This is a genomic window from Kribbella italica, from assembly GCF_014205135.1.
GTDB lineage: Bacteria > Actinomycetota > Actinomycetes > Propionibacteriales > Kribbellaceae > Kribbella > Kribbella italica.
In genome coordinates, this window is the sequence record NZ_JACHMY010000001.1 from 5,432,361 (window position 1) to 5,459,132 (window position 26,772).

The 26,772-nt window shown below is 67.1% G+C and carries 21 protein-coding genes; 9 read left to right on the forward strand and 12 right to left on the reverse strand.

The window, feature by feature from the left end:
- From nuoE to HDA39_RS25385, 7 genes are all read right to left on the reverse strand, one after another.
- A complete protein-coding gene (gene nuoE, locus HDA39_RS25355; protein WP_202893119.1) occupies nt 1-834 on the reverse strand; it encodes an NADH-quinone oxidoreductase subunit NuoE in 834 nt (277 codons plus the stop codon).
- Nucleotides 835-2,172, reverse strand: coding sequence for an NADH-quinone oxidoreductase subunit D (locus tag HDA39_RS25360; protein WP_184799096.1), 1,338 nt, complete (start codon nt 2,170-2,172; stop codon nt 835-837). It lies immediately after the preceding gene.
- Nucleotides 2,172-2,879, reverse strand: a complete 708-nt coding sequence (locus tag HDA39_RS25365) for an NADH-quinone oxidoreductase subunit C (RefSeq protein ID WP_184799099.1) — start codon at nt 2,877-2,879, stop codon at nt 2,172-2,174. The genes HDA39_RS25360 and HDA39_RS25365 overlap by 1 nt, the downstream gene beginning before the upstream one ends.
- Nucleotides 2,876-3,430, reverse strand: a complete 555-nt coding sequence (locus HDA39_RS25370; protein WP_184799101.1) for a NuoB/complex I 20 kDa subunit family protein — start codon at nt 3,428-3,430, stop codon at nt 2,876-2,878. The genes HDA39_RS25365 and HDA39_RS25370 overlap by 4 nt, the downstream gene beginning before the upstream one ends.
- 3 nt (nt 3,431-3,433) lie before the next feature.
- Nucleotides 3,434-3,793, reverse strand: a complete 360-nt coding sequence (locus tag HDA39_RS25375; protein WP_184799103.1) for an NADH-quinone oxidoreductase subunit A — start codon at nt 3,791-3,793, stop codon at nt 3,434-3,436.
- Nucleotides 3,794-3,902: 109 nt separating this feature from the next.
- On the reverse strand, nt 3,903-5,216 hold the full coding sequence (locus tag HDA39_RS25380) for a geranylgeranyl reductase family protein (RefSeq protein WP_184799105.1): 1,314 nt from the start codon (nt 5,214-5,216) through the stop codon (nt 3,903-3,905).
- 159 nt (nt 5,217-5,375) lie between these two features.
- A complete protein-coding gene (locus tag HDA39_RS25385; RefSeq protein ID WP_184799107.1) occupies nt 5,376-6,074 on the reverse strand; it encodes a demethylmenaquinone methyltransferase in 699 nt (232 codons plus the stop codon).
- Between the two features lie 188 nt (nt 6,075-6,262).
- Here HDA39_RS25385 and HDA39_RS25390 point away from each other — a divergent pair, with 188 nt between their 5' ends.
- From HDA39_RS25390 to HDA39_RS25415, 6 genes are all read left to right on the forward strand, one after another.
- Complete coding sequence (locus tag HDA39_RS25390; RefSeq protein ID WP_184799109.1) at nt 6,263-7,534, forward strand: isochorismate synthase; 1,272 nt, start codon at nt 6,263-6,265, stop codon at nt 7,532-7,534.
- 265 nt (nt 7,535-7,799) lie between these two features.
- The gene (locus tag HDA39_RS25395; RefSeq protein ID WP_184799111.1) at nt 7,800-8,420 is read left to right on the forward strand and encodes an MBL fold metallo-hydrolase; all 621 of its coding nucleotides are present in this window, start codon (nt 7,800-7,802) and stop codon (nt 8,418-8,420) included.
- Nucleotides 8,421-8,487: 67 nt separating this feature from the next.
- Nucleotides 8,488-9,435, forward strand: coding sequence for an ABC transporter ATP-binding protein (locus HDA39_RS43395; protein ID WP_184799113.1), 948 nt, complete (start codon nt 8,488-8,490; stop codon nt 9,433-9,435).
- Nucleotides 9,432-10,199, forward strand: coding sequence for an ABC transporter permease (locus HDA39_RS25405; RefSeq protein ID WP_184799115.1), 768 nt, complete (start codon nt 9,432-9,434; stop codon nt 10,197-10,199). The genes HDA39_RS43395 and HDA39_RS25405 overlap by 4 nt, the downstream gene beginning before the upstream one ends.
- Nucleotides 10,200-10,212: 13 nt before the next feature.
- Entirely contained in the window at nt 10,213-11,346 is a 1,134-nt protein-coding gene (locus HDA39_RS25410) for a sensor histidine kinase (RefSeq protein WP_184799117.1), read from the forward strand.
- Entirely contained in the window at nt 11,343-11,963 is a 621-nt protein-coding gene (locus tag HDA39_RS25415; protein WP_184799119.1) for a response regulator, read from the forward strand. The genes HDA39_RS25410 and HDA39_RS25415 overlap by 4 nt, the downstream gene beginning before the upstream one ends.
- A 242-nt stretch (nt 11,964-12,205) precedes the next feature.
- Here HDA39_RS25415 and HDA39_RS25420 read toward each other — a convergent pair whose 3' ends face one another.
- A complete protein-coding gene (locus HDA39_RS25420; protein ID WP_184799122.1) occupies nt 12,206-13,039 on the reverse strand; it encodes a GNAT family N-acetyltransferase in 834 nt (277 codons plus the stop codon).
- Nucleotides 13,036-13,866, reverse strand: a complete 831-nt coding sequence (locus tag HDA39_RS25425) for a GNAT family N-acetyltransferase (RefSeq protein ID WP_184799124.1) — start codon at nt 13,864-13,866, stop codon at nt 13,036-13,038. The genes HDA39_RS25420 and HDA39_RS25425 overlap by 4 nt, the downstream gene beginning before the upstream one ends.
- A 54-nt stretch (nt 13,867-13,920) precedes the next feature.
- Here HDA39_RS25425 and HDA39_RS25430 point away from each other — a divergent pair, with 54 nt between their 5' ends.
- Nucleotides 13,921-14,547: a PadR family transcriptional regulator gene (locus HDA39_RS25430; RefSeq protein ID WP_184799126.1), complete on the forward strand. Its 627-nt coding sequence runs from the start codon at nt 13,921-13,923 to the stop codon at nt 14,545-14,547.
- A gap of 152 nt (nt 14,548-14,699) precedes the next feature.
- Here HDA39_RS25430 and HDA39_RS25435 read toward each other — a convergent pair whose 3' ends face one another.
- The 3 genes from HDA39_RS25435 to HDA39_RS25445 all read right to left on the reverse strand — a co-directional run bounded on the left by HDA39_RS25435 (nt 14,700) and on the right by HDA39_RS25445 (nt 24,696).
- Nucleotides 14,700-15,107 carry a hypothetical protein gene (locus tag HDA39_RS25435; RefSeq protein ID WP_184799128.1) on the reverse strand — a complete coding sequence of 136 codons (408 nt, stop codon included), beginning with the start codon at nt 15,105-15,107 and terminating at the stop codon, nt 14,700-14,702.
- Between the two features lie 68 nt (nt 15,108-15,175).
- Nucleotides 15,176-21,919 (reverse strand): polymorphic toxin-type HINT domain-containing protein, encoded by a 6,744-nt coding sequence (locus HDA39_RS25440; RefSeq protein WP_184799129.1) that lies wholly within the window; start codon nt 21,917-21,919, stop codon nt 15,176-15,178.
- The gene (locus HDA39_RS25445) at nt 21,919-24,696 is read right to left on the reverse strand and encodes a LamG domain-containing protein (RefSeq protein WP_184799131.1); all 2,778 of its coding nucleotides are present in this window, start codon (nt 24,694-24,696) and stop codon (nt 21,919-21,921) included. Before HDA39_RS25445 ends, HDA39_RS25440 begins: the two co-directional genes overlap by 1 nt.
- 196 nt (nt 24,697-24,892) lie before the next feature.
- Between HDA39_RS25445 and HDA39_RS25450 the strand changes: the two genes are divergently transcribed.
- Both HDA39_RS25450 and HDA39_RS25455 read left to right on the forward strand, forming a co-directional pair.
- Nucleotides 24,893-25,993: an ABC transporter ATP-binding protein gene (locus tag HDA39_RS25450; RefSeq protein WP_184799133.1), complete on the forward strand. Its 1,101-nt coding sequence runs from the start codon at nt 24,893-24,895 to the stop codon at nt 25,991-25,993.
- A complete protein-coding gene (locus HDA39_RS25455) occupies nt 25,990-26,754 on the forward strand; it encodes an ABC transporter permease (RefSeq protein ID WP_184799135.1) in 765 nt (254 codons plus the stop codon). The genes HDA39_RS25450 and HDA39_RS25455 overlap by 4 nt, the downstream gene beginning before the upstream one ends.
- The last annotated feature ends 18 nt before the right edge of the window (nt 26,755-26,772 follow it).

A 26,772-nucleotide genomic window follows, 5' to 3' on the forward strand; every position in this document is an offset into this window, starting at 1 on the left:
TCAGTCCTCCTTCCGGGAGTCGGGGGTGGCCGGGGAACCGGTGCCGGACTCCTTGCCCGGCTGGTCCTCGGGCCGCGGGCCGGCGGCGGCCTCGGGCGAGACCGTCTGCTCGGCGGCCGCACCGCCGCCACCGTGGTTGCCGTTCGGCGCGGTCCAGTTGCGCTCGCGGGCCAGCCGGAGACCGGCCAGCGTCGCCTTGCCACCCGTCGGGCCCTCGTCGGCCCGGCCGTCGGGGAACCCGGCCAGCACGCGCTCGGCCTCACGCCAGGTGCAGATGGTGGCGCCGCGCGGCGACTTCACCTCGGTGCCCTCGCGCAGGTCGTCGACCAGCTGGGTGGCCGACTCCGGCGTCATGTCGTCGAAGAACTCCCAGTTCACCATCATCACCGGCGCGTAGTCGCAGGCGGCGTTGCACTCGAGGTGCTCGAGGGTGATCTTGCCGTCCTCGGTGGTCTCGTCGTTGCCGACGTCCAGGTGGGACTTGAGCCGCTCGAAGATCAGGTCGCCGCCCATCACCGCGCACAGCGTGTTGGTGCAGACCCCGACGTGGTAGTCGCCGACCGGGCGGCGCTTGTACATCGTGTAGAAGGTGGCGACCGCGGAGACCTCGGCACCGGTCAGCCCGAGCACGTCGGCGCAGGCCTCGATGCCTTCGGGGGTGACCCGGCCCTCGACCGACTGCACCAGGTGCAGCATCGGCAGCAGCGCGGAACGGCCGACCGGGTACCGGGCGGCCAGTTCGCGCATCTCCGCGATCGTGGTCTCTGTGATTTTCGAGTCGCCGGTGCTGTAGGGCACCTGCTTGTCGGTCGCCGTAGCGTGGTTCTCGGCCATTTAGCGGTCCACTCCACCCATCACCGGGTCAAGGCTGGCGACGGCCACGATCACGTCGGCGACCTGTGCGCCCTCGCACAGGATCGGCATCGCCTGCAGGTTTGCGAAGGACGGGTCACGGAAGTGCGCCCGGTACGGCTTGGTACCGCCGTCGGAGACCAGGTGGCAGCCCAGCTCGCCGCGCGGCGACTCGATCGCCACGTACGCCTGGCCGGCCGGTACCCGGAAGCCCTCGGTGACCAGCTTGAAGTGATGGATCAGGGCTTCCATCGACTCGCCCATGATGTGCTTGATGTGGTCGAGGGAGTTGCCCATCCCGTCGTTGCCGACGGCCAGCTGGCTCGGCCAGCCGATCTTCTTGTCGGCCACCATCACCGGCTCGCCCTCCATCTTGGCCAGCCGCTCGGCGCACTGCTCGACGATCCGCAGCGACTCCCACATCTCCTGCAGCCGGACCCGGAAGCGGCCGTACGAGTCGGCGGTGTCCCAGGTCGGTACGTCGAAGTCGTAGGTCTCGTAGCCGCAGTACGGCTGGGTCTTGCGCAGGTCCAGACCGTAGTTCGCGGCGCGCAGCGGCGGGCCGGAGATGCCCAGCGCCATGCAGCCGGCCAGGTCCAGGTACCCGACGTCCTGCAGCCGCGCCTTGAAGATCGGGTTGGCGTTGCAGAGCTCGGCGTACTCCGGCAGGTGCTTGTTCATCCAGGTGATGTAGTCCCGGATCTTGTCCAGGGCACCCGGCGGCAGGTCCTGCGCGACCCCGCCCGGCCGGATGAACGCGTGGTTCATCCGCAGGCCGGTGATCAGCTCGAACAGGTCCAGCGTCATCTCCCGCTCGCGGAACCCGATCGTCATCACGGTCAGCGCGCCGATCTCCATCCCACCGGTGGCGATGCAGACCAGGTGGCTGCTGATCCGGTTGAGCTCCATCAGGAGCACCCGCATCACGTTGGCCTTCTCGGGGATCTGGTCCTCGATGCCGAGCAGGCGCTCGACGGCCAGGGAGTACGCGGCCTCGTTGTAGAACGGCGACAGGTAGTCCATCCGGGTGCAGAACGTGACGCCCTGCGTCCAGGAGCGGAACTCCATGTTCTTCTCGATACCGGTGTGCAGGTAGCCGATGCCGCAGCGGGCCTCGGTCACCGTCTCGCCCTCGATCTCGAGGATCAGCCGGAGCACGCCGTGCGTCGACGGGTGCTGCGGGCCCATGTTGACGACGATGCGCTCTTCGGGCTCGTCGGCGAGGCCGGCGACCACGGAGTCCCAGTCCTGACCGGTGACGGTGAAGACCTTGCCCTCGGTGGTGTCGCGAGCGTCGGCGTAGGGGTCGGTAGTGGTCATCAGTTGTAAGACCTCCGCGTGTCGGGCGGCGGGATGACGGCGCCCTTGTACTCGACGTCGATGCCGCCGAGCGGGTAGTCCTTGCGCTGCGGGTGGCCCGGCCAGTCGTCGGGCATCTGGATCCGGGTCAGCGCCGGGTGTCCGTCGAAGATGATGCCGAAGAAGTCCCAGGTCTCGCGCTCGTGCCAGTCGTTGGCCGGGTAGACGCTCACCACCGACGGGATGTGCGGGTCGGTGTCCGGGCAGGACACCTCCAGCCGGATCCGCCGGTTGTGGGTGATCGAGAGCAGGTGGTAGACCGCGTGCAGCTCACGGCCGGTCTCGTTCGGGTAGTGCACCCCGCTGACGCCGGAGCAGAACTCGAACCGCAGGGCCTCGTCGTCGCGCAGGTGCTGCGCGACCTCGACCAGGCGCTCCCGGCGTACGTGCAAGGTCAGCTCGCCGCGGTCGACGACGACCTTCTCCAGCGCCTGGTCACCGACCAGGCCCTCGAGCCGCTCGGTCGCGCCGTCGAACCAGGAGCCGTACGGCTTCGCGCTGCCACCGGGCAGCGCGACCTGGCGGCGCAGACCGCCGAAGCCGGAGGTGTCACCGGTGCCACGGACACCGAACATGCCCTCGCGCTGGTCGACGATCTCCGCCGCCGGCGTCTGGGCGTCGCCGCCCGTCGTGGTCGCGGGAAGGTTCTCGGGTTGGGTGTCGCTCACCGGAGCAGACCCTTCAGTTCAAGCGTCGGGGACGCGGTCAGCGCGGCGGCCTCCTGCTCGGCCTGCAGCGCCTTCTTGTTCGCGCCGAGCTTGCCGTTCTGGATGTCCTCGTGCAGCTTCAGGAAGGCGTCCAGCAGCATCTCGGGCCGCGGCGGGCAGCCGGGCAGGTACATGTCGACCGGTACGACGTGGTCGACGCCCTGGACGATCGCGTAGTTGTTGAACATGCCGCCGGACGAGGCGCAGACGCCCATCGCCAGCACCCACTTCGGGTTCGGCATCTGGTCGTAGATCTGGCGCAGCACCGGGGCCATCTTCTGGCTCACCCGGCCGGCCACGATCATCAGGTCGGCCTGCCGCGGCGACGCCCGGAAGACCTCCATGCCGAACCGGGCGGCGTCGTAGCGCGGCGCACCCGTCGTCATCATCTCGATCGCGCAGCAGGCCAGCCCGAAGGTTGCCGGCCACAACGAGGCCTTCCGCATGTAGCCGGACAGGCCTTCCACGGTGGTCAGCAGTACGCCGGCCGGAAGCTGTTCCTCAACACCCATAGGTCAGTCCCACTCCAGTCCGCCGCGGCGCCACACGTAGGCGTAGGCGACGAAGACGGTTGCGATGAAGATGACCATCTCGATCAGCCCGAACAGTGCCATCTGGTCGAAGGCGACGGCCCAGGGGTAGAGGAAGATGATCTCGATGTCGAACACGATGAACAGCATCGCGGTGATGTAGTACTTCACCGGGAAACGGCCACCGCCGACAGGCTGCGGGGTCGGCTCGATCCCGCACTCGTAGCTGTCGAGCTTGGCCCGGTTGTAGCGCTTCGGTCCGACCACCGCGCTGGTCACCAAGGTGCCCGCCACGAAGATCGCCGCCAGTACGCCGAGCACGAGGATCGGTACGTAAGGGTGCATCGGTCGGTGCTCCCTCCTTCTTGCGTCGTCCTGCCGCCTGATTTACCTGTTGCGAGTCAGCACTGTGTTATCAGTACCGCTGTGGCTCACGTCACTCGCCCCGCCGGTTTTACGCCGCCGGGGCAACCTTCGTGAGGCCGTTGATGATCTTGTCCATCACGTCGCCGTCGCGCGGGTCGGTGAGGTTGGCCAGCAACTTCAGCGTGAACTTCATCAGCGTGGTGCGCGGCAGACCGTACTTCGTGCACAGCCGCATCACCTCCGGATTTCCGATCAGCTTCACGAACACCCGGCCGAGCGTGTAGTAGCCGCCGTACTCCTGCTTCAGCGCCTTCGGGTACGCCGACAGCGCGCGCTCGCGCTGGTTCGGCTGCCGGCGCAGCGCCTGCGCGGCGACCTCGGCGGCGAACGCCCCGGACTCCATCGCGTACGGGATGCCCTCGCCGTTGAACGGGTTCACCATGCCGCCGGCGTCGCCGAGCAGCATCAGGCCGCGGGTGTAGTGCGGCTGCCGGTTGAACCCCATCGGCAGCGCCGCGCCCCGGATCGGGATGGTCTGGAACTCGTCGCGGAACTGCCACTCCTCCGGCGTGTTCTTCAGCCACTGCTTGAGCAGGTCGGCGTAGTCGACCTTGCCGAAGGCGTCGGAGGTGTTCAGGATGCCGAGGCCGACGTTGACCGTGCCGTCGCCCATCCCGAAAATCCACCCGTACCCCGGCAGCAGGTTGCGCTGACCGGGGTTGTTCGGGTCGTCCGTCCACAGCTCCAGCCACGACTCGAGGTAGTCGTCGTCGTGGCGCGGGCTGGTGAAGTAGGTGCGCACGGCCACGCCCATCGGGCGGTCGTCGCGCTTGTGCAGGCCCATCGAGACACTGAGCCGCGACGAGTTGCCGTCGGCGGCCATCACCAGCGGGGCGCGGAACTCGACGTCCTCGCCGGCCCGGCGGCCGTTGTCGTCGACCGGCTTGGCGGTGACGCCGACGATGAAGCCCTTGTCGTCGAGGATCGGCGCGGTCACGTTGGTCCGCTCGCGCAACTGGGCGCCGGCCTTGACGGCCTGGCGGGCCAGCATGTCGTCGAAGTCCATCCGGTTACGGGTCAGCCCGTAGTTCGGGTGGCTGGCCAGGTCGGGCCAGTCCAGCTGCAACTGGTGCCCGGCGCCCTGGATCCGCAGGCCGTAGTTCTTGATCCAGCCGGCCTCTTCGGAGATGTCGATCCCCATGTTGATCAGTTGCTTGGTCCCGCGCGGGGTGAGGCCGTCGCCACACACCTTCTCGCGCGGGAACGCGGTCTTCTCCAGCAGCAGGACGTCGAGGCCCGCGTTGGCCAGGTGGTACGCCGCGGCCGAGCCTGCGGGCCCGGCGCCGACGACGATCACATCAGCGGTCTCGGCCTGCTGCCTGTGCGGCACGCTCTGGCTCATCTCATCCCGGCCTGGAGTTGGGGCAGTTGGTCTCCGGACGATCGTGAATCGCTTCACGAGGTCTGGTCACCCGACAGTCTAGGACTGCCTGACGAGGACGCGAAACCGGCCCGGACTCCCTTGCCCGCAAGCGATTTAGGTCCTGATTTCCTTGCGTAATTAACTCGGCTTCACGCCTCGGTGGATGGCTACCAGACCACCGGTGAGGTTGGCCCACTGCACGTGGGTCCAGCCCGACGCCTCGATCGCGCGGGCCAGCGGCTCCTGCGGCAGCCAGGCGCGGGTGGACTCCGCCAGGTACTCGTACGCCTCGGGGTTGGACGACACCAGCCGCCCGACCACCGGCACCGCGCGCATCATGTACTCCAGGTAGGCCACCCGGAACGGCTTCCAGGTCGGGTGCGACTGCTCGAGTACGACGAGCCGCCCGCCCGGCCGGGTCACCCGGAGCATCTCCTGCAGCGCGACTGTGACGTCGTTCACGTTCCGCAGCGCCCACGAGATGGTCACCACGTCGAAGCTGTCGTCCGCGAACGGCAGGTGCAGCGCGTCGCCGGCGATCAGGTCGAGCTCGGGGTACCGCCGCTTGCCGACCCGCAGCATGCCGACCGAGAAGTCGCAGGACACCACCTCGGCACCGGCCTCGCGCAGCTTGATGCTGGACGCTCCGGTCCCGGCGGCCAGGTCGAGGATGCGCATCCCCTTGCGCGGCGCGATCTCGGCCAGCGTCGCCGGCCGCCAGACCAGCTTCTCCAGGCCCACCGTCGCCACCGCGTTGGTCCGGTCGTAGCCCTCGGCCACGTTGTCGAACATCGCGGCGACGTCGTGCGGCTGTTTGGTGAGATCTGCGCGGGTCACGTGTCTAGTTCATCACGGCGGCTTGTTCGGCCGAACGGGGCCGGGTTGTCTGGTGGAACACGGCTCGTGCGGGCACCGAAATTCGCTGGACATCGGACGGGCATACGCTTGCGTGCCGTGAGGGAGCGTCAACCAGCCAGATCGGCCACCGTGACCCGGGACCGAGCCGAGCAGCGAGGAGCGTTGTCGTGAGCTTGCCTGACCCGGTCCACCCCGGTGCCGAGGCGGTCCCGCACCTGGTGGTGCGCAGCCACCCGGTCGAGGGCGTCGCGAAGCACCTGCTGGACCACCTGCCGGCCGACGGAGCACTCGCCTGGGTACGCCGGGGCGACGGCCAGGTCGGCTGGGGCGTCGCGGCCCGGCTCGACGTTGCCGGGAGCAACCGCTTCGCGACGGCCCAGGAGTGGTGGAGAGCACTCACCGCGGCGGCCGTCGTACGGGATGATGTCGGCGTACCAGGGTCGGGACTGGTCTGCTTCGGATCGTTCGGTTTCACCGACCAGGACCCGGCCGGGCTGGTGGTGCCCGAGGTGATCGTCGGGCGTCGCGGACGCACGACCTGGGTGACCACGATCTCGCCTGCTTCGTCGTTGGCCGCACCGCCCGAGCTGACCGTGAACGACCCGGCTCCGGTCGGCGAGATCGCGTTCGCCGACGGCGCCCGGTCCGGGACCGAGTGGTCCGCGATCGTCGCCGACGCGGTGGAACGGATCACGTCCGGCGAGGTCGACAAGGTCGTGCTGGCGCGCGACCTGGTCGCGCAGTCGGACCAGCCGATCGACCTGCGCTGGCCGCTGAAGCGGCTCGCGTCGGCGTACCCGAACTGCTGGACCTTCTCCGTCGACGGCCTGATCGGCGCCACTCCCGAGCTACTCGTACGGCGGGAGAAGGGCCTGATCACCTCCCGCGTGCTGGCCGGGACCATCCGCCGTACTGGCGACGACGCGCACGACCTGGCGCTGGCGGCGTCGCTGGCGCGGTCGAGCAAGGACCTCGAGGAGCACGAGTTCGCCGTCCGGTCCGTCGCCGAGGCGCTCGAGCCGCACTGCAAGTCGATGAACGTGCCCGAGACGCCGTTCGTCCTGCACCTGCCGAACGTGATGCATCTCGCCTCCGACGTCGCCGGCGTCGCCGCCAACGGCGCCTCCGCCCTCGGCCTCGCCGCCGCGCTGCACCCGTCGGCGGCGGTTTGCGGTACGCCGACCAGCGTGGCCCGCGACCTGATCGCCGAGGTCGAAGGCATGTCCCGCGGCCGCTTCAGCGGCCCCGTCGGCTGGATGGACGCCTCCGGCGACGGCGAGTGGTGCATCGCCCTCCGCTGCGGCCAGGCCGATCCAGACGACCCGACCCGCATGCGCCTGTTCGCCGGCGCCGGCATCGTCGCCGGCTCCGACCCCGACGCCGAACTCGCCGAAACCAACGCCAAACTCGTCCCCATGCGCGACGCGCTGGGCATCTGACCGCCTCCAGCCCACGCTCCCTCCGCCCACCCCCGGCTTAGCGCCGTGCGACCTCTTCCGGCTGGCGCCGGAGTGGTGCGGCTAGCGCCGCGTAGTCGGCTCCGCGGCGGCTGCGCGACAACAGCACCTGTTCGTCGTACCAGCAGCAGGCCCGCGATCACCTTCTCACCAAGAAACCACCGGCCCATCGCCGAATTTCCGTTCTCGTCCCGGCGTAAGATTCCCGACGCGCCAGGAAGCTGACACTTTCGTTGGGAGTCCGACTGTGAAGTTGACCAAGTTCACGCATGCCTGTGTCCGGATCGACAAGGACGGGAAGGTGCTGCTGATCGACCCGGGGACCTTCAGCGAGGACGCGGTGTTCGAGGCCGCGGACGCGGTTCTGGTCACCCACGAGCACCCGGACCACCTGGACGTCGAGCGGATCAAGGGGCTCGACGTGCCGGTCTACACCAACGCCGGTGTTGCCTCGCAGCTCGGTGAGCTGGGTGACCGGGTGCAGGTGGTCGAGGGCGGTCAGGCCTTCGACGCGGCCGGGTTCGCGATCCGTGCCTATGGCAAGGACCACGCGGTGATCCTGCCGGAGCTGGGGGTTCCCTGCCAGAACATCGGCTTCCTGGTCGACGACGCCGTCTACCACCCGGGCGACTCGTTCACCCAGCCGGACCGCCAGGTGCACACCAACCTCGTACCGGTCTCCGGCCCGTGGTTCGCGCTGCCGGCAGCGGTCGAGTACGCCCGCGCCGTGAACGCGCAGCAGACCCTCGGCATCCACGACGCGCTGCTCAGCCCGATCGGCCAGGGCATGATGCAGCGCTTCCTCGACGGCCAGGCGGACCGTCCGTACCACCTCGCTCAGCCCGGCGACTCGATCGAGATCAACTGACATTTGTCACCACTCCTGGTGACGCCTGCACACCCCGAAGGCCGCTCGGCGCCGCAGGCTGGTTGCTATGGACCAGTCAGCTGTCATCACCGCCGAGCGGCTCACCCGCCGCTTCGGCGGCAGGCCCGGTCACGACGCCGTCCGCGGCATCGATCTCGCCGTACGCCGGGGTGAGCTCTTCGCCCTGCTCGGCACCAACGGCGCCGGCAAGACCTCCGCGCTGGAGGTCCTCGCCGGGCTCGCGCAGCCGACCTCCGGGACCGTGCGCGTGCTCGGTCAGGACCCGTTCCGCTCGCGGCGGCTGGTCCGGTCGCGGATCGGGATCATGCTGCAGTCGCGGGGATTTGCCGCCGACCTGACCGTCGCCGAGACCGTCAGTACGTGGGCCGGGACGCTGACGTCTCCCCGCCCTGTGGACGAAGTACTCGAGCTGGTCGGTCTGTTGACCCGCCGCAACGTCCGCGTCCGGCAGCTGTCAGGCGGCGAGCAGCAGCGCCTCGGCCTGGCGCTCGCGATCCTCGGCAAACCCGAGGTCCTCTTCCTCGACGAGCCCACCGCCGGACTGGATCCGGCCGCTCGCAAGCAGACCTGGGCACTGATCTCCGACCTGCTGCTGTCCGGTACGACGGTCCTGCTGACCACGCACCAACTGATCGAGGCGAGCGCCCTGGCCGACCGCCTGGCGATCCTGCGCCACGGCCGCATCGTCGGCCTCGGCACCCCCGAGCAACTCGCCGCCACCCGCCCCGCCCGCATCACCTTCCACCTCCCGACCGCGGCCTCACCTCCCCACCACCCCACCTCCACCCCGCTCCCCCACCTCCCCCAAGTAGTTGCCACCATCAACGATTCCTTCGTCACCCTCGAGACCCCCGACCTACAGAGCACCCTGACCGAGGTCCTCGCCTGGGCCCGCGACAACAACCTCCACCTGCACGACCTCACCGCCAGGCCCGCATCCCTCGAAGAAGCCTTCCTCGCCATCACCGGCTCGTCCGAGGAGGTTGCGGCATGACTCGAGTAGTTGCCGTCGGCAAAGCCGAGGGAACCCTCCTGCTCCGCAACGCGATGATGCTCCTCACCGCCCTCTTCCTGCCGGTCGGCGCGATCCTCGTCCTCCAGTCCTCCCCGGAGCTGCGCGACGTCGTCGGCGCCGGAAGCGGCGCGGCCGTCATCACGGCCGTGACCGTGGTGACGCTGGATCTCTTCGTCTACTACCAACTGGTCACGGCGTTGGTAGCCCGCCGCGAGGAGCTGGTGCTCAAACGCCTCCGGACCGGCGAGCTGTCCGACTGGGAGATCCTGGTCGGCGCCGCGTCGCCGTCGATCGTCATCGCCTGGGCGCAGATCGTCCTGTCCGCCGCGGCCGCGGCGGTCTGGTTCACGCTCGACGCTCCGGTGAACCTCCTGCTGGTACTCGTCGCCGTACTGCTCGGCACGCTCGTCTTCGTGCTCCTGGCAACAGCCAGTACGGCGCTCGCTCCGACCGTGGAGGTCGCACAGGTCGTCACCGCGCCGGTGATGTTCGTCGTACTGACGCTCAGCGGGCTCTACCTGCCACTGAACGGGCCGATGGAGTACGTCGGCCGCGCGCTGCCGTTGTCTCCGGTGGTCGACCTGCTCCGGCTCGGCCTGTCGGGCACTACTCGCGACGGCGGCACAGTGGGGCTTGCCGGGTCGTTCGCGCACGCCGTACCGGCTGTGCTCGTGCTGTTGGGCTGGGTAATCGTCGGTGCCTGGGCGACTCGCCGGTGGTTCCGCTGGGAGCCGCGTCGGTGACAGGCTGGCGCCCATGAGGTCTGTCCGGGGGTGGTGGAGCGGGCTGAGTCGAGCCGAGCGCTTCGACGTCAGCCTCCGGTGGCCGCTGTACTCGCTGATCGGGATGGAGCCGCTGTTCGCGCTGCTGCTGTTCATGTCGGCGGCCGAGCCGGTCGGAATGAGGCTGGTCGGCTTTCTGATCGTGGCGCTCGCTCATGCCGTCGTCGGGCTACTGCTGCTGCGGGCTGCAGTTGCGGCGTACCTGGGTGGTACCGGGCCGAGTCGTCGGATGGTTGCTCTCGGCGTCGGTCTCGGTGCGGTCGGCGTACTGCTGTCACCGGACTGGGCGCTCGGGCTGGTGGTGATGGGCGGCGCGCTGACGCTGGTCCTCACCCCGGTGCTCTGGCTGTCGGCGATGTTCGGGCTGATGGTGGTTGGTGCTGTGCTGGTCGGGTTGCTCGGCGGTGGCGTCGCCGGTGGGTTCAGCTACTTCTACGGGGTCGGGCTGCTGGCGTTCACCTGCCGCATCTCGGTGTGGATGCTGCGGCTCGTCTGGGAGATCGACAAGTCGCGCGAGGTCAGCGCGCAGCTCGCCGTCGCGCAGGAGCGCCTGCGCTTCGCCCGCGACCTGCACGACGCGCTCGGCCGCAACCTGTCGCTGGTCGCTGTCCAGAGCGAACTCGCGGCCCGGCTGGCCGAGCGTGGCGATGCCGGTGCGTCCGGCCAGATGCTCGACGTACGCCGAATCGCCCACGAGTCGCTGCGGGAGATGCGCGCAGTCGTCGGCGGCTACCGAGCCACTGACCTGGGCACGGAGCTGGCCGGCGCCCAGTCGGTTCTTCGCTCGGCCGGAATCACCTGCCGTGTCATCGGCGACGGCAGCAGCCTCCCGGCCGCCACGCAGACCGCCCTGGCGTGGGTCGTCCTGGAGGCCACCACCAACGTCCTCCGTCACAGCAACGCGACCACCTGCAAGATCGAGCTCGAAGCCGACCAGCAGGCGGTGGTCCTTCGGGTGTCGAACGACGGTGTCGGTCAGGCATCGTCAACCGAAGGAACTGGGCTGGTCGGCCTGCGGGAACGACTGGCGGGAGTGGCGGGAACTTTGACTGTGGAGATGCCTTCCGGGTGGTTCGTGCTGCGGGCCCAGTTGCCGGGGGTCGCGTGATTCGGCTGTTGCTGGCGGACGACGAGAACCTGATTCGGTCGGCGCTGGCCGCGTTGCTCTCGCTGGAGGACGACCTGGAGGTGGTCGCGCAGGCCGCGTCCGCGAGCGAGGCGCTGGCGATGGCTCGGTTGCACCGGCCTGAGGTCGCCGTACTGGATCTGCAGATGCCGAGCCTGCCCGGAACGACGACCGGTGGGATCGGCGTCGTCGAGGCGCTGCGCGAAGACCTGCCGGAGTGCGCCGCGCTGATCGTCACCGGGCACGGCCGACCGGGCCACCTGAAGCACGCCCTCGCCGCCGGCGCGCGGGGCTTCCTCCCGAAAACGGTCTCGGCCCAGGTGCTGGCCGACGTCATCCGCACCGTGCACACCGGCGGCCGGTACGTCGACCCGGAGCTCGCCGCCGAGGCGATCAGCTCCGGCGACAGCCCGCTCACCGCCCGCGAGGCCGACGTCCTGGAACTGGCCGCCGACGGCGCCCCCATCGAGGAGATCGCCCGCCGGGCAGCACTCTCACCCGGGACTGTCCGGAACTATCTCTCCTCAGCCGCCGGGAAACTCGGCACCACCAACCGCCACGAAGCAGTCCGGGTAGCCCGCACCCACGGCTGGATCTAGCACCCCGCTCCCCGCCGGGACTTGCGGGCGCTCGCCCGGCCGGTGCCGGTCCCCCAGGATCTACGGGTGTTCGCCGAGCGGTGCCCGACCGCCCGGCCCCACGGGATCTGCGGGCGCTCGCCGAGCCGGCGCCCGGCCGCCCGGCCCCCACGGGAACTGCGGGTAGGCGTCCAGGTGCTGCCGGCCGCCCGGCACCGCCAAGGCTCGCGGGTGCTCGCCCCGCTCCTCTCCCCCGCTCCGGCTCAGCTCACGGCGTACCTCACGAAGTCGACGACCTTGCGGTAGCCGATGCGGGCGTAGAGCTTGTTGGAGGTGGGGTTGGCCAGATCCGTGAACAGGCAGGGCTGGGTGCCCTCGTCGAGCAGGTGGCGGGTGAGGGCCGCGGTCAGGGCGCCGGCGTAGCCGTTGCCTCGGTCCTCGGGTGGGGTGTAGACCGAGCCGATCCGGGCGGCGCCGAAGACGTCGCCGTTGTGGCCGGCCATGCTGACCACGCGGCCGTCGTACTCCCAGACCCAGAGCCGCCTGAGTCTGATCCGGTCGCAGGCCCAGCGTTCCTCCTCCTCGACGGTGATCCGGCCGCCGATGGCGTCGCCGAAGCCGCCGATCATCCGGACCGTCGCGGCAAGGTCCGCCTCCGTCGCCAACCGCGCGTGCCCCTCGGCCTCCAGCGGCGAGAAGTCGACCAGCCGGTGCAGCCGCGTCAGCCGGTCCTCGACAAGCTGCCGGCCCAGCTGATCGGCGTACTGCTCGGCAAAGGCCAGCGTCACCTCCGGCACCCCCTCGACGAACTTCACCGCCGCACCGGACTCGACCACGGCGGCGAGCACGAGCGGCAGGAACTCCTCGTCCAGCTCGCCGAGCATCACTCCGCGCAGCGCGGTGCAACAGGCGACGCCGACCACTTCGCCGTCACGATGCACCGAGACGAAGACCGGCGGCGCCGGGTCGTACAGCAAGCTGTCGACCCGGCCCTGGATGTTGCTGATCAGCACCGAGTTGAGCACCGGATCCCGTTGCAGGTAAGGGAAAGCGAGCGCCTTGAATGCCGCCGGATCCCCGGTCACCCGCACCTTCATCGGTCGAAGGCCAGATCGACGAAGTCGGCCAGCGGCTTGTACCCGGCGAGGCGGTAGATCTTGTTCGACGTCGAGTTCGCCAGGTCCGTGAACAAGCACGCCTGGTTCCCGGCCGCCAGGATCTCGCCGGTGACGTACGCCGTCAGCGCCCCCGCGTACCCGTTCCGGCGGAACTCGTCCGGCGTGTACACCGGACCGACCCGGCACACCCCGAAGATCGGCAGGTGGTGGCCGACCATGCTCACCGGCGTACTGTCCTCCTCCCAGAACCACAGCGTCCCGTCGGCGATCTTCTGCTCCGCCCAGACCAGGTTGCTGCCCGGGATCTCGTCGTCGAAGTCGATCGAGATCCACTCGGCCGCCAGCTGAGCCTCGTCCTCGGTCGCCAGGCGCGGGCCGCCCTCGGCCTGCAGCCGGAGCAGCTCGTCGAGCTTGTGCAACCTCGTCCCGCGCGTCTGACTCGCGCCGACTCCGCGCAGCTCGGTCCACCGGCTCATGAACGCGTCGGTCGCCTCCAGCGCACCCGCGACCCCGCCGGCGCCCGGGAGCTTCTCCGCGTAGACCTCGGCGACGGCTCCGGCGTACTGCGCCTCCAGGGCGCCGAGGTAGATCGGCCGGGACGGCGTCCGCATCGCCGCGCCGACGACCGCGCCCGCGTCGTCGTGGACCGAGACGAAGACCGAGTCGCCCTCCTCCGGGCGGTAGCTGCCCTCAGCGCGCTGCTCGACATTGCTCAGGATGATGGTGTGCAGCACGGGATCCCTTTCCAGGAAGGGAAACACCGTGGCCCTGAACTCGGCCGGATCGTCGGTCACGCGCATCGTCATGGGCTAAAGCTAGTGCCGCCCACCGACAAGCGGGCGCGAATTACACTGCGTCTCATGTCCACCACGCGGTTGCTGCTGCTCGGCGTCGTCCGGATCTTCCAGCCGGCCTACGGGTACCAGCTGCGCCGCGAGCTGCTCACCTGGAACGTGCAGCAGTGGGCGAACATCAATCCCGGCTCGATCTACACCGGTCTGCGCACGCTGGCCAAGCACGGATTCCTGGAGGAGCTCGCCGAGGGCAAGGGCTACAAGCCCGGCCGTACGTCGTACAAGCTCACCGCCGACGGCGAAACGGAGTACTTCACGCTCCTGCGCCAGGCCCTGTGGACCGTCGACGGCTTCCAGCCCGGCCAGATGCAGGCCGCCCTGAGCTTCCTGTGGTCCCTCAAACGCGACGAGGTCGTCGCCGCCCTCGAGTCCCGCATCGTCCAGCTCGAACAGCACGAGAAGGCCGCCCCCTTCCACGAACGCCAGATCGAGCAGGACCCCGGCACCCCCGACCACGTCGTCGAGATGTTCCGCATCGCCGACGCCCGCAACCGCGGCGAACTCGACTGGACCCGCTCCTTCCGCACCCGCGTCCTCGCCGGCGAGTACTCCTTCGCCGGCGAAACCCCCGACTGGATCCCGGGCCCAGAGGCCGCCGAACAGTGGCGCAACCTGCCTGAGCCCCCGGACTGAGCTCTTCGGTGACGTTCGGGCGGCCGGGTAGGAAGGCGGAAGGTCCCGGCCTCACTCGAGACGTCATACACCCGCAGTGACATCTCGCTCACAGCACGAACTTTGGACATAGGCAGCACCGTTCTTCGCCTTCATCGGGTAGTGGCTCGCCGCTAACCTTCACTCGAAAAAAAGGTCACCGTCGGGCCGTACTCGACAGGATCGTCCGAAAAAACCACCTCGAACACTCGGCTCGGGAACCTCGACGCCAGCGCAGCTGCCCAGGTCTCCCTCATCACGAGACCAACCGAAGTCAGCGCACCTCTGTCCTCATCGCTCCGAGCCGAGAACGCCTCCCAAAGATGAAAGTGGTTCACCATGCTTTCCACCGAAGAGACGGTCGCTCCATCGCTGAGGAACCAGGCGTCCACCCCGGCCTCGTCGAATCCTAAGCGCAAAAATACGCCGCCTCGATACTCTCGGAAATCAGGCCAAACCAGCGCCGCTAATGCGACTGCATCAATCGGAGTCAAATTCGCGATAACGTATGTCCGTAACTCAAATTCGCCTGGATGAAACATTTCTCGAACCTTGGGGAATGCTTCGAAGGCAACATCTCTCCATTGAGCGCCTAAGCCCTCACTCACCATCAACAGCCTCTCGGAAGATCGCCAGGGCCGGCCGAGTACGCATGACCGGTCGGCTTTGGATAGATCTTACCATTCGGCGCAACATTTCGACTGTACTCCTGAACGTGAGGCGTTTCCACACCCCGGTGAGCGGCGCCCGTCAAATCGACGCGACGGAGGATCGTCCCTTCGGAATCATAGACAGCATAATTAGTGACAGCACCATCTCGCCTACGAATGTAGACCCCACCCTTCGGCCCTCCCTCATCGATAGCCCCGCCGATCGGGAAGTCACCCTTTGGCCATTCGACTGCATTCGTAAGGTCAATGCCATCCTGATTATGGACCAATACAGGTGCATCGTTTACAACCACGAAAAAGGTATGGAAGCCACTAACAGTGAGGTTGCGTACAGTTGCCACCTCGTCGTAATCGAGCACTGCCGCCACACGCACAGACTCCCCTCTCAGAGATTGCAGCTCATCACCTACTCGAAGGTCATTTGCATGCACCCAGCGCCGACTCTTGGGCAGGTAAAAGGGATGACCCTCGGTTGCGGTCAACGCCGACGTATTTTTCGCAGTAGCGCTTTCGATTGCGAGTGTAAGCGTAACCAGACTCTTGTTGCCCTGGCCAAGGATCGTTCCGACGACAGTCTGGCCGGCAGTCTTTCCGGAGACCGGATCTGCAGCCAAGACCCTGTCACCAAGCTTTAGTTTCTCGATTGGTTTACTGACGCCGTCTGCCAAAAGGACCATGGTGCCTGGCAAGAAGGAGTTCCCGATCCTACAGTTTTTTCCGACTACTTCTGCCAACTCTTTGCCGGTTACGTTGCGGGCTGCAGCTTCGGCGGCCTCCGCTTCTGCCTTCCTCGCGGCAGCGCGTCCCACGGTCGGCAGCACGGCCTTCGCGGTGACTCCGGCCTCCGGTCCCAGACCAGGGATGAACCACGACGCCCCCTCGGCAACGGTCAGGTTGCAGGCGGCCTGACCGCTCGGGCTCCGGGGGCCCATGCAGTTGTCGGCGAACCTGTGGCCGTAGTCGGCCAACTGCTCCTTGCCGTAGTCCTGGAGCCAGTCGCTGCCGTGCGTGCCGATGTACTCGCCGACGTCGCGGGCCTTGGCCTCGGCGGCGTGGCCGAGCCATCTTTCGGCGTCGCCACGGGCCTTGCTCGCCTTCTTGAAGAAGCTTCCGATCTTGTGAAGCGGGCTCGTCTTCTTCGGCGGGTCGGCGGCCGGCGGCGGCTGATTCCCACCGCTGCTGGTCGGCAGCGTCCCCCCGGAGTAGTGCTCGAGCATCTCCATCATGCCGTCGGGGTCCGAGGCCGTGACCGGGTTGTTGCTCGCGTACGCGTAGGCGTTGAGCTGCTGGGGGTTGCTCACATCGGCCAGCGGATCGACCGAGATGAACCGCCCGAGGCCGGTGTCGTACTCGCGTGCTCCGAGGTGTGTCAGGTTCGTCGACGTGTCGATCTGACCGCCGACGAAGCCACGAATCGTCGGCTGCCAGCCCGTGTACTGACCTCGTGGTGCCCCGAACGGATCGAGCCAACGCCGTGTGACCGCCAATGAGAATCGATTGACGCTGACCGTTGCCGTGCCGTGGTTGTCAGAGAGCAGCAACTCGACCTGCGCCCCGTTTCGCATGGCAACCGTGGCGCCGTTGAACTGGTAGTAGCGCGTCGAGGTCACCGTGTTGGTCGACTTGGTCCATCTGACCTCGTCCTGCCCGAGATACAGCGTCGCCCCGTCCGGGTCGTGCTTGATCAGCCGGTCGCCGTCGGCGCCGTAGATGAACGAGGTCGGATTGGTGCCGCCGGCACCGCTCAGGCTGGCCAGTTCGCCTTCCACATCCCAGGTGAGCGTCTCGGTGTCGCCGCCACGGGTCCGGCTCGACATGTTGCCTGCCGCGTCATAGCCGTACGTGCTGGCGGAGGAACCCGACGGCCCACTCGTCGTCACTCCTGTGACGGCGTGCGGCCGAGGCGAAGCGCCCGAAGGGTAGGCGTATGTCTGAGTGACGTCGCCGGCAGTGGTGTGATCGACGACCTTCGACCGGTTGCCCGACTTCCAGTACTCGTAGTCTCGCCAGTACGGATAGGTGCCGCCCAAGGTGGTCGTCGACGGCGGGGTCGCACACGATGCACCGGACGTCGTCCGTGCCTGGGTCAGGCGCCGGAGGTAGTCGTAGGTGAAACACTGGCGGTCACCACCGGTGCCCTGGTTGTACGACTGACCGATCGACAGGACGTTCCCCGCGTTGTCGTAGCCGTAGGTAAAGGTGTCGTCCGCCACAGACTGCCCTTGGCGCTGCACCTGCATCGTCTCGGGCCTTCGGGTGCCGAGCTGGTACGTGAACAACTGCGAGACGGCCTTCGCGTTCACGACGTCACCCATGGTGTAAATGAGTGGCTCACCGTACGGCGAGTACTGGGCGTCGGCCAGGTAGGACCCATAGCCGCCACCCATACCGACGGGCGCATCGATGAGCGGGTTGGAGCTGTAGTGCATCTGCAGCGCCTCGGTCGGCAGACCGGGCACCGTCGGAGTTGTCACCTTGTCGATCGCGCCGTTCGGCAGGTAGCTGGTCGACGACACATAGGTGCCGGCCAGCTTGCCTTCCACCGCGGGAATTGTGGTCTTCGTCGCGGTCGGTCGTCCCAACGCGTCGTAACTCGTGACCTCGGACTTGTAGTTGTTGGCGCCCACCGTGCGAGTCGACGAGGTCAGCAGGCCCTTGGCAACGGTGTCGTACACCCAGGACGCCAGCACCGGACCGGTCGCGCTGCCGCTACGAACTGCCGTCTTCCGGTCCAGGTCGTCGTAGCCGAAGAACACCGACTGGTTGCGTGCGTCGACGACGGATACGACGCGACCAGCCTTGTCGTACGTCGTCGAGCTGGCGCCCTTGTCCGGATCGCTCGTCGCGATCTGCCGACCGCGCTGATCGTAGGTGTAGCTCCAGGTGCTCCCACCCGCGTTCTTCACGCTCGCCAACTGATCAGCATCTGTGTACGTGTAGAAAGTACTGTCGTAGGTCCCGGACGGTGAAGCGCCCTGGAACTGCCGCAGCTCGGTGGTGTTTCCGCGGACGTCTTCAACCGTCAGCGTCGGGGTGTCGCCGGCCGGAGGATCGATCGCGACCCGGTCGCCGCCGTACGTCGTTGTCGTCCGCCACTTCTCCACCGCCATGCTGCGGAAGATCGAGGCAGTGACCCGGTTCGCACCGTCAACCTCGTAGACGGTCTGCGCGGGCAGCTCGGTTTGCACGACCTTGAAGAGGGAGGTCGTGGGCCCGCTCGCGTCGTTGTAGTAGGGGGCCGTCGTGCTGGCCTTACCACCCCGCTCGTCGTAGCGGGTCTCGGTGATCATGCGTCCGACACCGTTACCGGCAACAGCCTGTGCCTGTCGCTCACGAAGGAAGCCGTCGAAAAGTGCGGTGGATGGCCGATAGGACCCGGTGTGGGTCAGCGACTGTGTGGTGATCGCGCTCGGTTGCGCCGCGGTGTTCGACAGTTTGTAGGCATAGGTCGACGAGGCGGTCTGTCCTCCGGCCTTGGACCGATCGGGAAGCCACACCGCGGTGAGACGACCAGTCGGATCGTAGGTGAGGTCGGTCCGTTTGCTGCCGACGTCGACCTTGGTCGTCGGCAAACCCCAGGCCGGCTGGAGGGTTGTGGTCACGACGTTCTGCGCGGCATCAGTCACCGAGGTTCCGGTGACCGGTCCCGCAGTCGCCGGTGTGAAGGCGGTCTTGCTGACCAGTCTGTCGAGGCCGTCGTAGGACTCGACGACGCGTCCCAGGGTGTCGTGAACTGTCCGCTCGACCTGTTCGTACACCGGCCCGCTGTTCCACCCGTTCATCACTTCGGTGCGGGACGGAATGCCATCGGTGGGAGTGGCCGTGATCGTAGTGTTGTTCTGGTCGTAATAGGTGCGGTTGTCAGAGACCACCTGGCTCGGGCGGCTTGGAGTACTGGCGCAACTGACCGACACCGTCTCCTCGCGGCTGACCGTGTCCATGATCCAGGCCGCCGAGTTCCGGTTGTAGGTCGTGCGAGTACAGCGGTCGTCGTCATCACGGCTCACGTCCCCGAGGTCGCTGACCTCGGTCGGCATGCCGTAGTCGTCGTACGTCGTGTTGACGCCGCCCGTGCGGTACGTACCGTCGGACAGCCGAACCCGAGAGCGTGTGTACGACGTCCCGAGCAGCACTGCCGCACGTCCTCCGCCGGTTCCGGTCTGCAGCAACCAGGGAGTGCTGATGGTTCCGGAGACCTCAGCGCCTCCACTGCCGTTGTAGGTGATCTGCTCACGGACGTAGCCGTTGAGACGATCGAAGTCGTCGTAGTCGGCACCGGTGGTGTCGCGGATCGACGTAGACTTCGTGCCGCCGCTACCGTCCCGATCTCCGTACATCCCGCGGAAGAACAGGTACCTGGTCGCCGTCTGATGGCCCGGCGACCCCTTGAGAACAGTGACGTAGTTGTAGCCTCGCCAATCACCCCAGGTCCGGTGCTCAGGCTTCGCGAAGGCGTCGTCGTAGTACCGCCAGGCCGGCGATCCACTGTAGGTGTAGCTCGTCACCTGGTCCGGAGCATCGGTGACGAGGTCGTCGTCCACCACGTTCGAGACGACGTACTTCTGGAAGTAGTTCATCTGTGGCGCCGAGCCGCCGTCCCGGGTGAACCACACCGGGAAGCAACGCATGCCGTTGCTCGCCGGTGCCGACGGTTTGCTGTTGACGCTGCACTCGGCCGGCAGGTAGTTCACGGTCGTCTGGGCACCGGAGTCGGTCTTGATGATGTGCATTCGCAGCTTGTTCATGGCCAACGCGCCACCCAGGACGCCGTCCACGCGATTGGGCAACGACACGTAGTCGAAGGTGGTCGACGGGTCGGTCACCGTGCCACCGACAAGTCCCTTGTGGGTGATGGAGTTCAACCACAAGATCTTGCCGGAACCATCCCCTGGATCCTCGTAGCTCTGCCCGAAGGTCCAGCTGTCGACGGCGGTCGTCGTGGTGCCGGATCGGATCTGCGTGGTGAGGGACGTCAGCCGCTTCCGGGTGAAGAAGGTGGGCGAGACCTTGTCCGGGCAGGTCGTGGACGAGGTACAGATCTGGTCGAACGGCACGTCCGGCCAGGAGTTCGCGTTGGCCGACGTGAGCTGGCTGGGATCACAGGTGATCGCCCCGCTCGGCAAACACCTCTCGGCGACGGCGAACGTCACTTGTGCGGGCGGCGTTCCCTGATCCGCCCCCTCGCGCTCGCCGTACTCGATCGTCGTCAGGTAGCTGGCGCGGTCGTAGGTCGAGACGTGAGCGTTGTTGTTCCGACCGTAGTTGTTGGTTTCTTGCGCGTAGCGATACGTCACCTGATTTCCCGACGTGTCCACCACGCGATCGAGGCTCCAGCGCCACGGCAGCTGACACGACGAAGTGTCGAAGGTCGTTGCGTTGCACGGTTCGTCGGTGTTGTTGCCGAAAACCGTGACCTTCGAGACGGAATTGGTCTTGGCGCTGCCGTCCGCCACGGGGTTGAAGCCGAAGTAGTACCGCGTGCCATCGGTGGTGGTCAGCAACCAGTACCCACCGTTCCTGACATCTTCGCCGACGAGGACTCGCTGAATACGCGAGCCGTCGTCATCAGCGAGCTTCCACTGCTTCTTCTCGGGGTCCCAGAGCAGATCGCTCGAGTGGCCGTCCAGCGACAGCGTCGCGTTGTCGGACTTCCAGCACAGGTCACCGGTCTTCACCGTGTTGTTGGCGTTACCACCCATGTCGTCGGAGCAGGCGATGTACTTGCGCTCGACGAAGCCGGCTTGAAGATCCTGCCCCTGACCGAGCCAGGAGGTCTGGTTGTTGGCCGAGGCAACTTGCCCGTCCACCGACCCGGACGAGTACTTGATGGCGAGATCGGGTTTCGGCCCTACCGTTCCCGGTGGCACCCGCATCGGGTAGCTCCAGTTGAACTCACCTGTCTGAGCACCGACGGACCAGGCGGAGGACGCAGCCAACGAGGTGGCGGCGTAGGTGCCGTTGTCTCCTGACGCACCTGCGGTCAGGGCGAAGGTCGACATCGCCGAGGACGCGGTGACCTCAGCGGTGTAACGCGCTGCCTTGCTGTCGTTCGACCCCTCAGCCACGGGCGTCGACACACATCGGCCAGGCGCCGGGCAAGTCACCTGAACCAGGCGCAATCGACTGGCCCAGTCTCCACCAAAGGCATAGCGGAACTTGGAGTAGTCGATCTGAAGCTTGACCCGCCCGGCCGAGGCCGAGCCGTCGTTCCGCGCTACGCGGACAGCAACGCCGTTGACCCCGAGTTGCTGCGAGGCCGACTGATCCAGCAGATCGACCCGAACGGAGGCCGGCGCAGCGCCAGGGGTGCCTACCGGAGCGACCGACACCGGCGAATCGCCGACCTGACGCCCACCGGGCGTGCTCTTGCCAGCAAGCATCGCCGACGACGCGGGTGTGCTGAGCACGACCGACTCCGACATCGCCTTCGGCCACGTCGGTGCTGCAATCGATGCGCTGGGCTTGCGCTGAGGTTGTTTCGGCGAGTCAGCTGTGAAGTCGGCCCCAGACACCGAGGCGACCTTCTGCAACGCCAGTTCTGGTAGGCGGGGCGTCTCCGAGCGGGTTGCTCCGGCCTCCCCAGCACCAGCAACCACGCCGATGAGCAGACTGATGCTCAGGGCAAGAACCAGCCCAGCCGTTCCACGCCGCACGAGTGACCCCCGCGAGATCGTCTTGGCCATCAGCTGTCTCCATCGGTGTAGGAGCGGATCAGGGCATCGCTCACAGAGCCGTCGTAGATGATCAGGTCGTCGAGGTAGCCGCGGTAGAAGTTGGTCACGGCTCCCCCCTCGATACCGAGGCCGGTGCGCAACGGGCCCGCGCCGTCAACGACCGTGCCGGTCACTTGAGCGGCACGCCAGCTGCCGTTGACGTAGAGCGTGGCTGTCTTGGTTCCCTTGTTGTACGTCGCGACGAGATCCACCCACCGCTCGGTCTCCGCTACCGCTGCCGCGTTGTAGGAGAGCGGGATCGTTTCCAGCCGGAACACGCCCGACGAGGTCGCCAGGGTGAAGGCCCAGACAATCTTCCGATTGGTGGGATCGTCATCGGTCGGATCGTTCGGAGTGTTCTTGCCAGTCCAGGTCATCGAGGTGGACCCGAGGGTGAAACCGCTGTTCCCGGGGCGATCCTCGCTGACGACGACCTGCTCATTGCTCTTGATGTCCGGCCTGACCCGGACTGCGACGGAGAAGTTCTCGGTCGAGTCGACGAGATCCGTCGCGGTGGTCGCCGTCGTGCCACCCTCGGTTTGCAGGCCTGGTATGAACAGAGCTTTGTCCGGGACCGGCAGTGCCCAAACACCCTGGTCACCGTCGCCCCAGCTCACGGTCGGGCCGAGATACATCGTGCGGCTGTTCGCCGAAACATCCGCCGTACTGGTACCGGCGCCCTCGTCCATTCGCCAGTGACCTGTCGCCGGCCGATCGGCAGCGACCAATTTGAGCGAGGTGGGGGCGAACGATGTGTTACCTGCTTGATCAACAGCCCACGCTCGCACCACCTGAGGACCGAAATGGGTCGAGGTGAACGTTGCCGTACCCGGCGACCGCGGGATCGAGGCTGATGGGACCGCGTCGACGTTGACGGTGTATTTGAAGGCCACCACATCGCTGGTGCTGGTGCCGAACCGGATCGTGATGGGACTGCCGACGGTGTAGGGCCCGGCAGTAACAGCAGTGATCGTGGGCGACGGAGGTCTGGTCGTGTCGAGAAAGAAGTAGCAGTCAGTGCTCCACGGGGTGTAGGCGCTGCCGTCGGTGGCGCGAACCCGCCAGACGTACGTGGTCTTGTTCCAGAGGTCGGTGGTCGGCGTGAAGTCGAACTCGGACGACACCCCACCTGCCTTGGAAGCAGTGGTTCCCGTGAACGACGGCCCCTCGTCGATCGCTCGCCGGATCTCGAACTGTGCCTGAAGTGAGTTGCTGTCGGAGTCGGTGACCGCAACCGTCAGCTTGGGCCGGACAGCGCCGATGTAAGGCTGGCCGGTCATGCTCGTCGTGCAGGGCGCTTCTGGATCTGCGATGTGCCTGTTGTGCAGAACCGGCGCGAAGTTGTAATTGACGGTCAGAACGACGTCGTACCGGAATCGCTTCCAGGCGTTCTGATCCGACTCGTCGGCGGCTCGCAACCCCAGATAGATCGAGGCCGAGTTCGCTGCCGCGCCTGCGGCCACGGCTGACTTGACGTTGAACGGAACCGGAAAGCCACCGGGCTCACAACCGTCCCGGCCGTAAGCAACCGTGGCCTGCGCCAGCTTCTGCTGCCACACGGTGGATCCCGAGCCCGAGTTCCAGGTCGTGTTCTCGGTCGGTCGCGCCGTCTTCCAGACCTCGACGACCTTCGGGATGCAGCTGGCCGACCAAGTTTCGAAAGCGATGAAGTTCGCCGAGATGATCTGTGAATTCGCGATCTTCGCGGTACTGAAACCGAAGAACAGCCGTTTACGGCTCCACGGCTCGAACGCCTGGTACCCGACCCCCTCGTCGCCGCCCCAGTTCCAGGTCGGAGTTGCCGGGTAGTGCTCGTTGATCATCGCGCGGGCGATCCGAGGACCGCTGAAAGGGGGATCGATGTGCAGCGGATACTTCGTCTGCGGATCCTTGACAAGGGCTTGGTCGGGCTGGATCACAAGGCTGCTCGAGCTCACCTCAACGGCCATCGGCGCCACGGTGTCGCCTTCGAGCGGCTCCGCTGTGCGATCAGCCGTCTCGGGCTGCGCCAATCGAGCACCCGAGGAGTCCCACATCGTCGGTCGGGGAGCGTTGAACACCACCTCGCCGGAATCACCGACCGCCTCGACGCCACCGGTCGAAGTGCGGCGCACCGTCATTCCTGGCGCCTCGAGGCCCATCTCGATCTGCTGGAGCTCGGGCGATGCGGCAGCCGCCCGCGTACGGACCACCAGCACCTGCGCGAAGGTTTCCTTGGTGACGTTGATCTGGAGATCGACATCCGGATAGACCGACGGGTACACGAGCTTCGCACCGTCGATGACCGGCGCCGGTAGCGGCTCGGGCCACGACAGGCTCAGCCGTTCACCGCTGTCGGTGAACGACACCAGCTCGTGGTCGCCTCCAGCGGAGAACTCCATGTCGATCGCGGTCGCGGCCGGCCGAATCTTGTCTCCGCTCTTCGACATGGCCGGGTCGAGCTCGACCCAGCGGCCGTCTCGGCGTTTGCGAACCGGTGACGCCGATTGCTCGAGAGTCATCGAGCCATCCGGATTGGCGTACGTCTTGGCGGTCTCGGTGCGCTCGTCCTCGACCTCTACGCGTTGTCCGGACTCCGCTGCACGCTGAGTAGCCGACTTCTCCGGTTGCTGTGCCGCGCTTACCGTCGGCTGTGTTACCGCGTCGACGGGCCGCGCGTGGAGTCCGCCCACGCTCACCACTGCGGCTATCGCTGCCACTGCGGCGATGGGGCGAATCCCGCGAACGGGCGACAGGAATTTCGGCATGACGGTGCAACCCCCAGGGGCGTGGACGACCTAGAACAGGCTCTGGGGTCCCCCGACCCCTCCAGTGGCGCCGGGTAACTTACCAAGTGCAGACAGTCGAGAGGTAGAAATTGCATCAACCTGCAATCTTTCCATTGGCCTGTAACGTACTTGTTCAATGTTGACTATTCAAAATTGATCACTCATCCTGGTCGGCATGATGATCGAAGCTCGCGGACTTGTCCGCACCTTCAAGACCAAGCGCGGGCCTGTGCAGGCCGTGCAGGGGGTAGATCTTGATGTCGCCGACGGGGAGATCGTCGGCTTCCTGGGGCCCAACGGGGCCGGTAAGACCACGACGATGCGGATGCTGGCGACGTTGATCACGCCGACCAGTGGGTCGGCGACGGTCGCGGGGTGCGACCTGGCGAAGGACCCGGTCGGCGTGCGCCGCCGGATTGGGTACGTGCCGCAGAGTGGGTCGACGTTGCCGGAGGCGGTGGCTGGGGACGAAGTGGTCGACCATGCTCGCCTGTACGGCGTGAGCAAGGCGAAGGCGATCGCGGACGGGCAGCGGCTGTTCGAGGAGCTGGACCTGCCGGGGTTGTGGCGGCGGCAGTGCAAGACGTTGTCGGGCGGGCAGCGGCGGCGGCTCGACATCGTGATGGGGCTGATCCACGACCCGAAGCTGATCTTCCTGGACGAGCCGACCACCGGCCTCGACCCGCAGGCGCGGGCCAACCTCTGGGAGCACATCCGCGGCCTGCGGGACCGCGGTGCCACGATCTTCCTGACCACCCACTACCTCGACGAGGCCGACGCTCTTTGCGACCGGATCCTGGTCATCGACCACGGCCGGATCGTCGGCAGCGGGACGCCGGAAGCCCTCAAGCAGCAGGTGTCCGGCGACAGCGTCCGGCTCACCCTCGCGGACCGTGCCCACGCCGAGGCCGGTCGTCCGCACGCGACCGACACCGACGCCGGTCCCGCACGGCGTCCGCACGCGACCGACACCGAGGCCGCTCGTGCGCGGCGTACGCACGCGACCGACGCGGTGATCCGGATCGTTCGCGGGCTCGACGGCGCGACCTCGGTCGAGGCGGTCGCCGACGGGGTGAACTTCCGGATCCCGCGTGGCGGGTCGGTGCTGCCGGGGCTGCTGCGGCAGATCGATGCCGAGGGCATCGAGCTGGACGGCGTCGAGGTGCACCGGCCGACGCTCGACGACGTGTTCCTGACGATGACCGGGCGGTCGTTGCGCGACGACAGCCCGGCGCCGGCCGACGAGCCGGAGCAGCAGAAGGAGGCCGTGGCGTGACCGTGCTCGAAGAGACCTGGATCGTGTTCCACCGGCAGATGCGGCTGTCGCTGCGCAACCCGATGTGGTCGATTCTGATGCTCAGCCAGCCGTTGATGTACCTGTTCCTGTTCGGCCCGCTGCTGAAGCCGATCACCGCGCAGATCAGCCAGGGCGCGACCACCAACGCGTACCAGGTGTTCATCCCGGGCCTGATCGTGCAGCTCGGGATGTTCGGCGCGATGTTCGTCGGCTTCGGGCTGATCGCGGAGTACCGGGCCGGCGTGATCGAGGCCGACCGGGTCACGCCGGCGTCGCGGATGGCGTTGATGGCAGGGCGCGTACTGCGTGACGTCGTCGTCCTGGTCGTGCAGTCGGTGCTGCTGCTCGTGGTGTCGATCCCGATGGGGCTGCGGGCGCCGTGGGGTGGGGTGCTGCTGTCGCTGGTGATCGTGGCTCTGCTGGGTGCGACGTTCGCGTCGTTGTCGTACTCCGTGGCGCTGATCACCAAGAGCGAGGACGCGCTGGCCCCGCTGCTGAACGGGATCGCGATGCCGCTGCTGCTTCTGTCCGGGATCCTGCTGCCGATGCAGATCGGGCCGACGTGGTTGCAGCGGTTGTCGGACATCAGTCCGCTCAAGCACGTCGTCACCGGGGTTCGGGCGCTGTTCCGTGGGGACATCTCCAGCAGCGCGTCGCTGTGGGGGTTGTTCTGGGTCGTGCTTCTCACCGCAGTTGGTCTTGCGGTCGGCGCGCGCACGTTCAAGAAGGAATCCGCCTAGCGTTCATCAGCGCTTCTT

Excerpts from the sequence above, each read along its gene's own strand:
- HDA39_RS43395 (WP_184799113.1), top strand. The coding sequence starts at position 8,488 with ATGGACCAGTCAGCTGTCATCACCGCCGAGCGGCTCACCCGCCGCTTC.
- HDA39_RS25380 (WP_184799105.1), bottom strand. The coding sequence starts at position 5,216 with ATGAGCCAGAGCGTGCCGCACAGGCAGCAGGCCGAGACCGCTGATGTG.
- HDA39_RS25435 (WP_184799128.1), bottom strand. The coding sequence starts at position 15,107 with ATGTTTCATCCAGGCGAATTTGAGTTACGGACATACGTTATCGCGAAT.
- HDA39_RS25440 (WP_184799129.1), bottom strand. The coding sequence starts at position 21,919 with ATGGCCAAGACGATCTCGCGGGGGTCACTCGTGCGGCGTGGAACGGCT.
- HDA39_RS25430 (WP_184799126.1), top strand. The coding sequence starts at position 13,921 with ATGTCCACCACGCGGTTGCTGCTGCTCGGCGTCGTCCGGATCTTCCAG.
- HDA39_RS25425 (WP_184799124.1), bottom strand. The coding sequence starts at position 13,866 with ATGACGATGCGCGTGACCGACGATCCGGCCGAGTTCAGGGCCACGGTG.
- HDA39_RS25410 (WP_184799117.1), top strand. The coding sequence starts at position 10,213 with ATGAGGTCTGTCCGGGGGTGGTGGAGCGGGCTGAGTCGAGCCGAGCGC.
- HDA39_RS25450 (WP_184799133.1), top strand. The coding sequence starts at position 24,893 with ATGATGATCGAAGCTCGCGGACTTGTCCGCACCTTCAAGACCAAGCGC.
- HDA39_RS25445 (WP_184799131.1), bottom strand. The coding sequence starts at position 24,696 with ATGCCGAAATTCCTGTCGCCCGTTCGCGGGATTCGCCCCATCGCCGCA.
- HDA39_RS25405 (WP_184799115.1), top strand. The coding sequence starts at position 9,432 with ATGACTCGAGTAGTTGCCGTCGGCAAAGCCGAGGGAACCCTCCTGCTC.
- nuoE (WP_202893119.1), bottom strand. The coding sequence starts at position 834 with ATGGCCGAGAACCACGCTACGGCGACCGACAAGCAGGTGCCCTACAGC.
- HDA39_RS25370 (WP_184799101.1), bottom strand. The coding sequence starts at position 3,430 with ATGGGTGTTGAGGAACAGCTTCCGGCCGGCGTACTGCTGACCACCGTG.
- HDA39_RS25420 (WP_184799122.1), bottom strand. The coding sequence starts at position 13,039 with ATGAAGGTGCGGGTGACCGGGGATCCGGCGGCATTCAAGGCGCTCGCT.
- HDA39_RS25360 (WP_184799096.1), bottom strand. The coding sequence starts at position 2,172 with ATGACCACTACCGACCCCTACGCCGACGCTCGCGACACCACCGAGGGC.
- HDA39_RS25375 (WP_184799103.1), bottom strand. The coding sequence starts at position 3,793 with ATGCACCCTTACGTACCGATCCTCGTGCTCGGCGTACTGGCGGCGATC.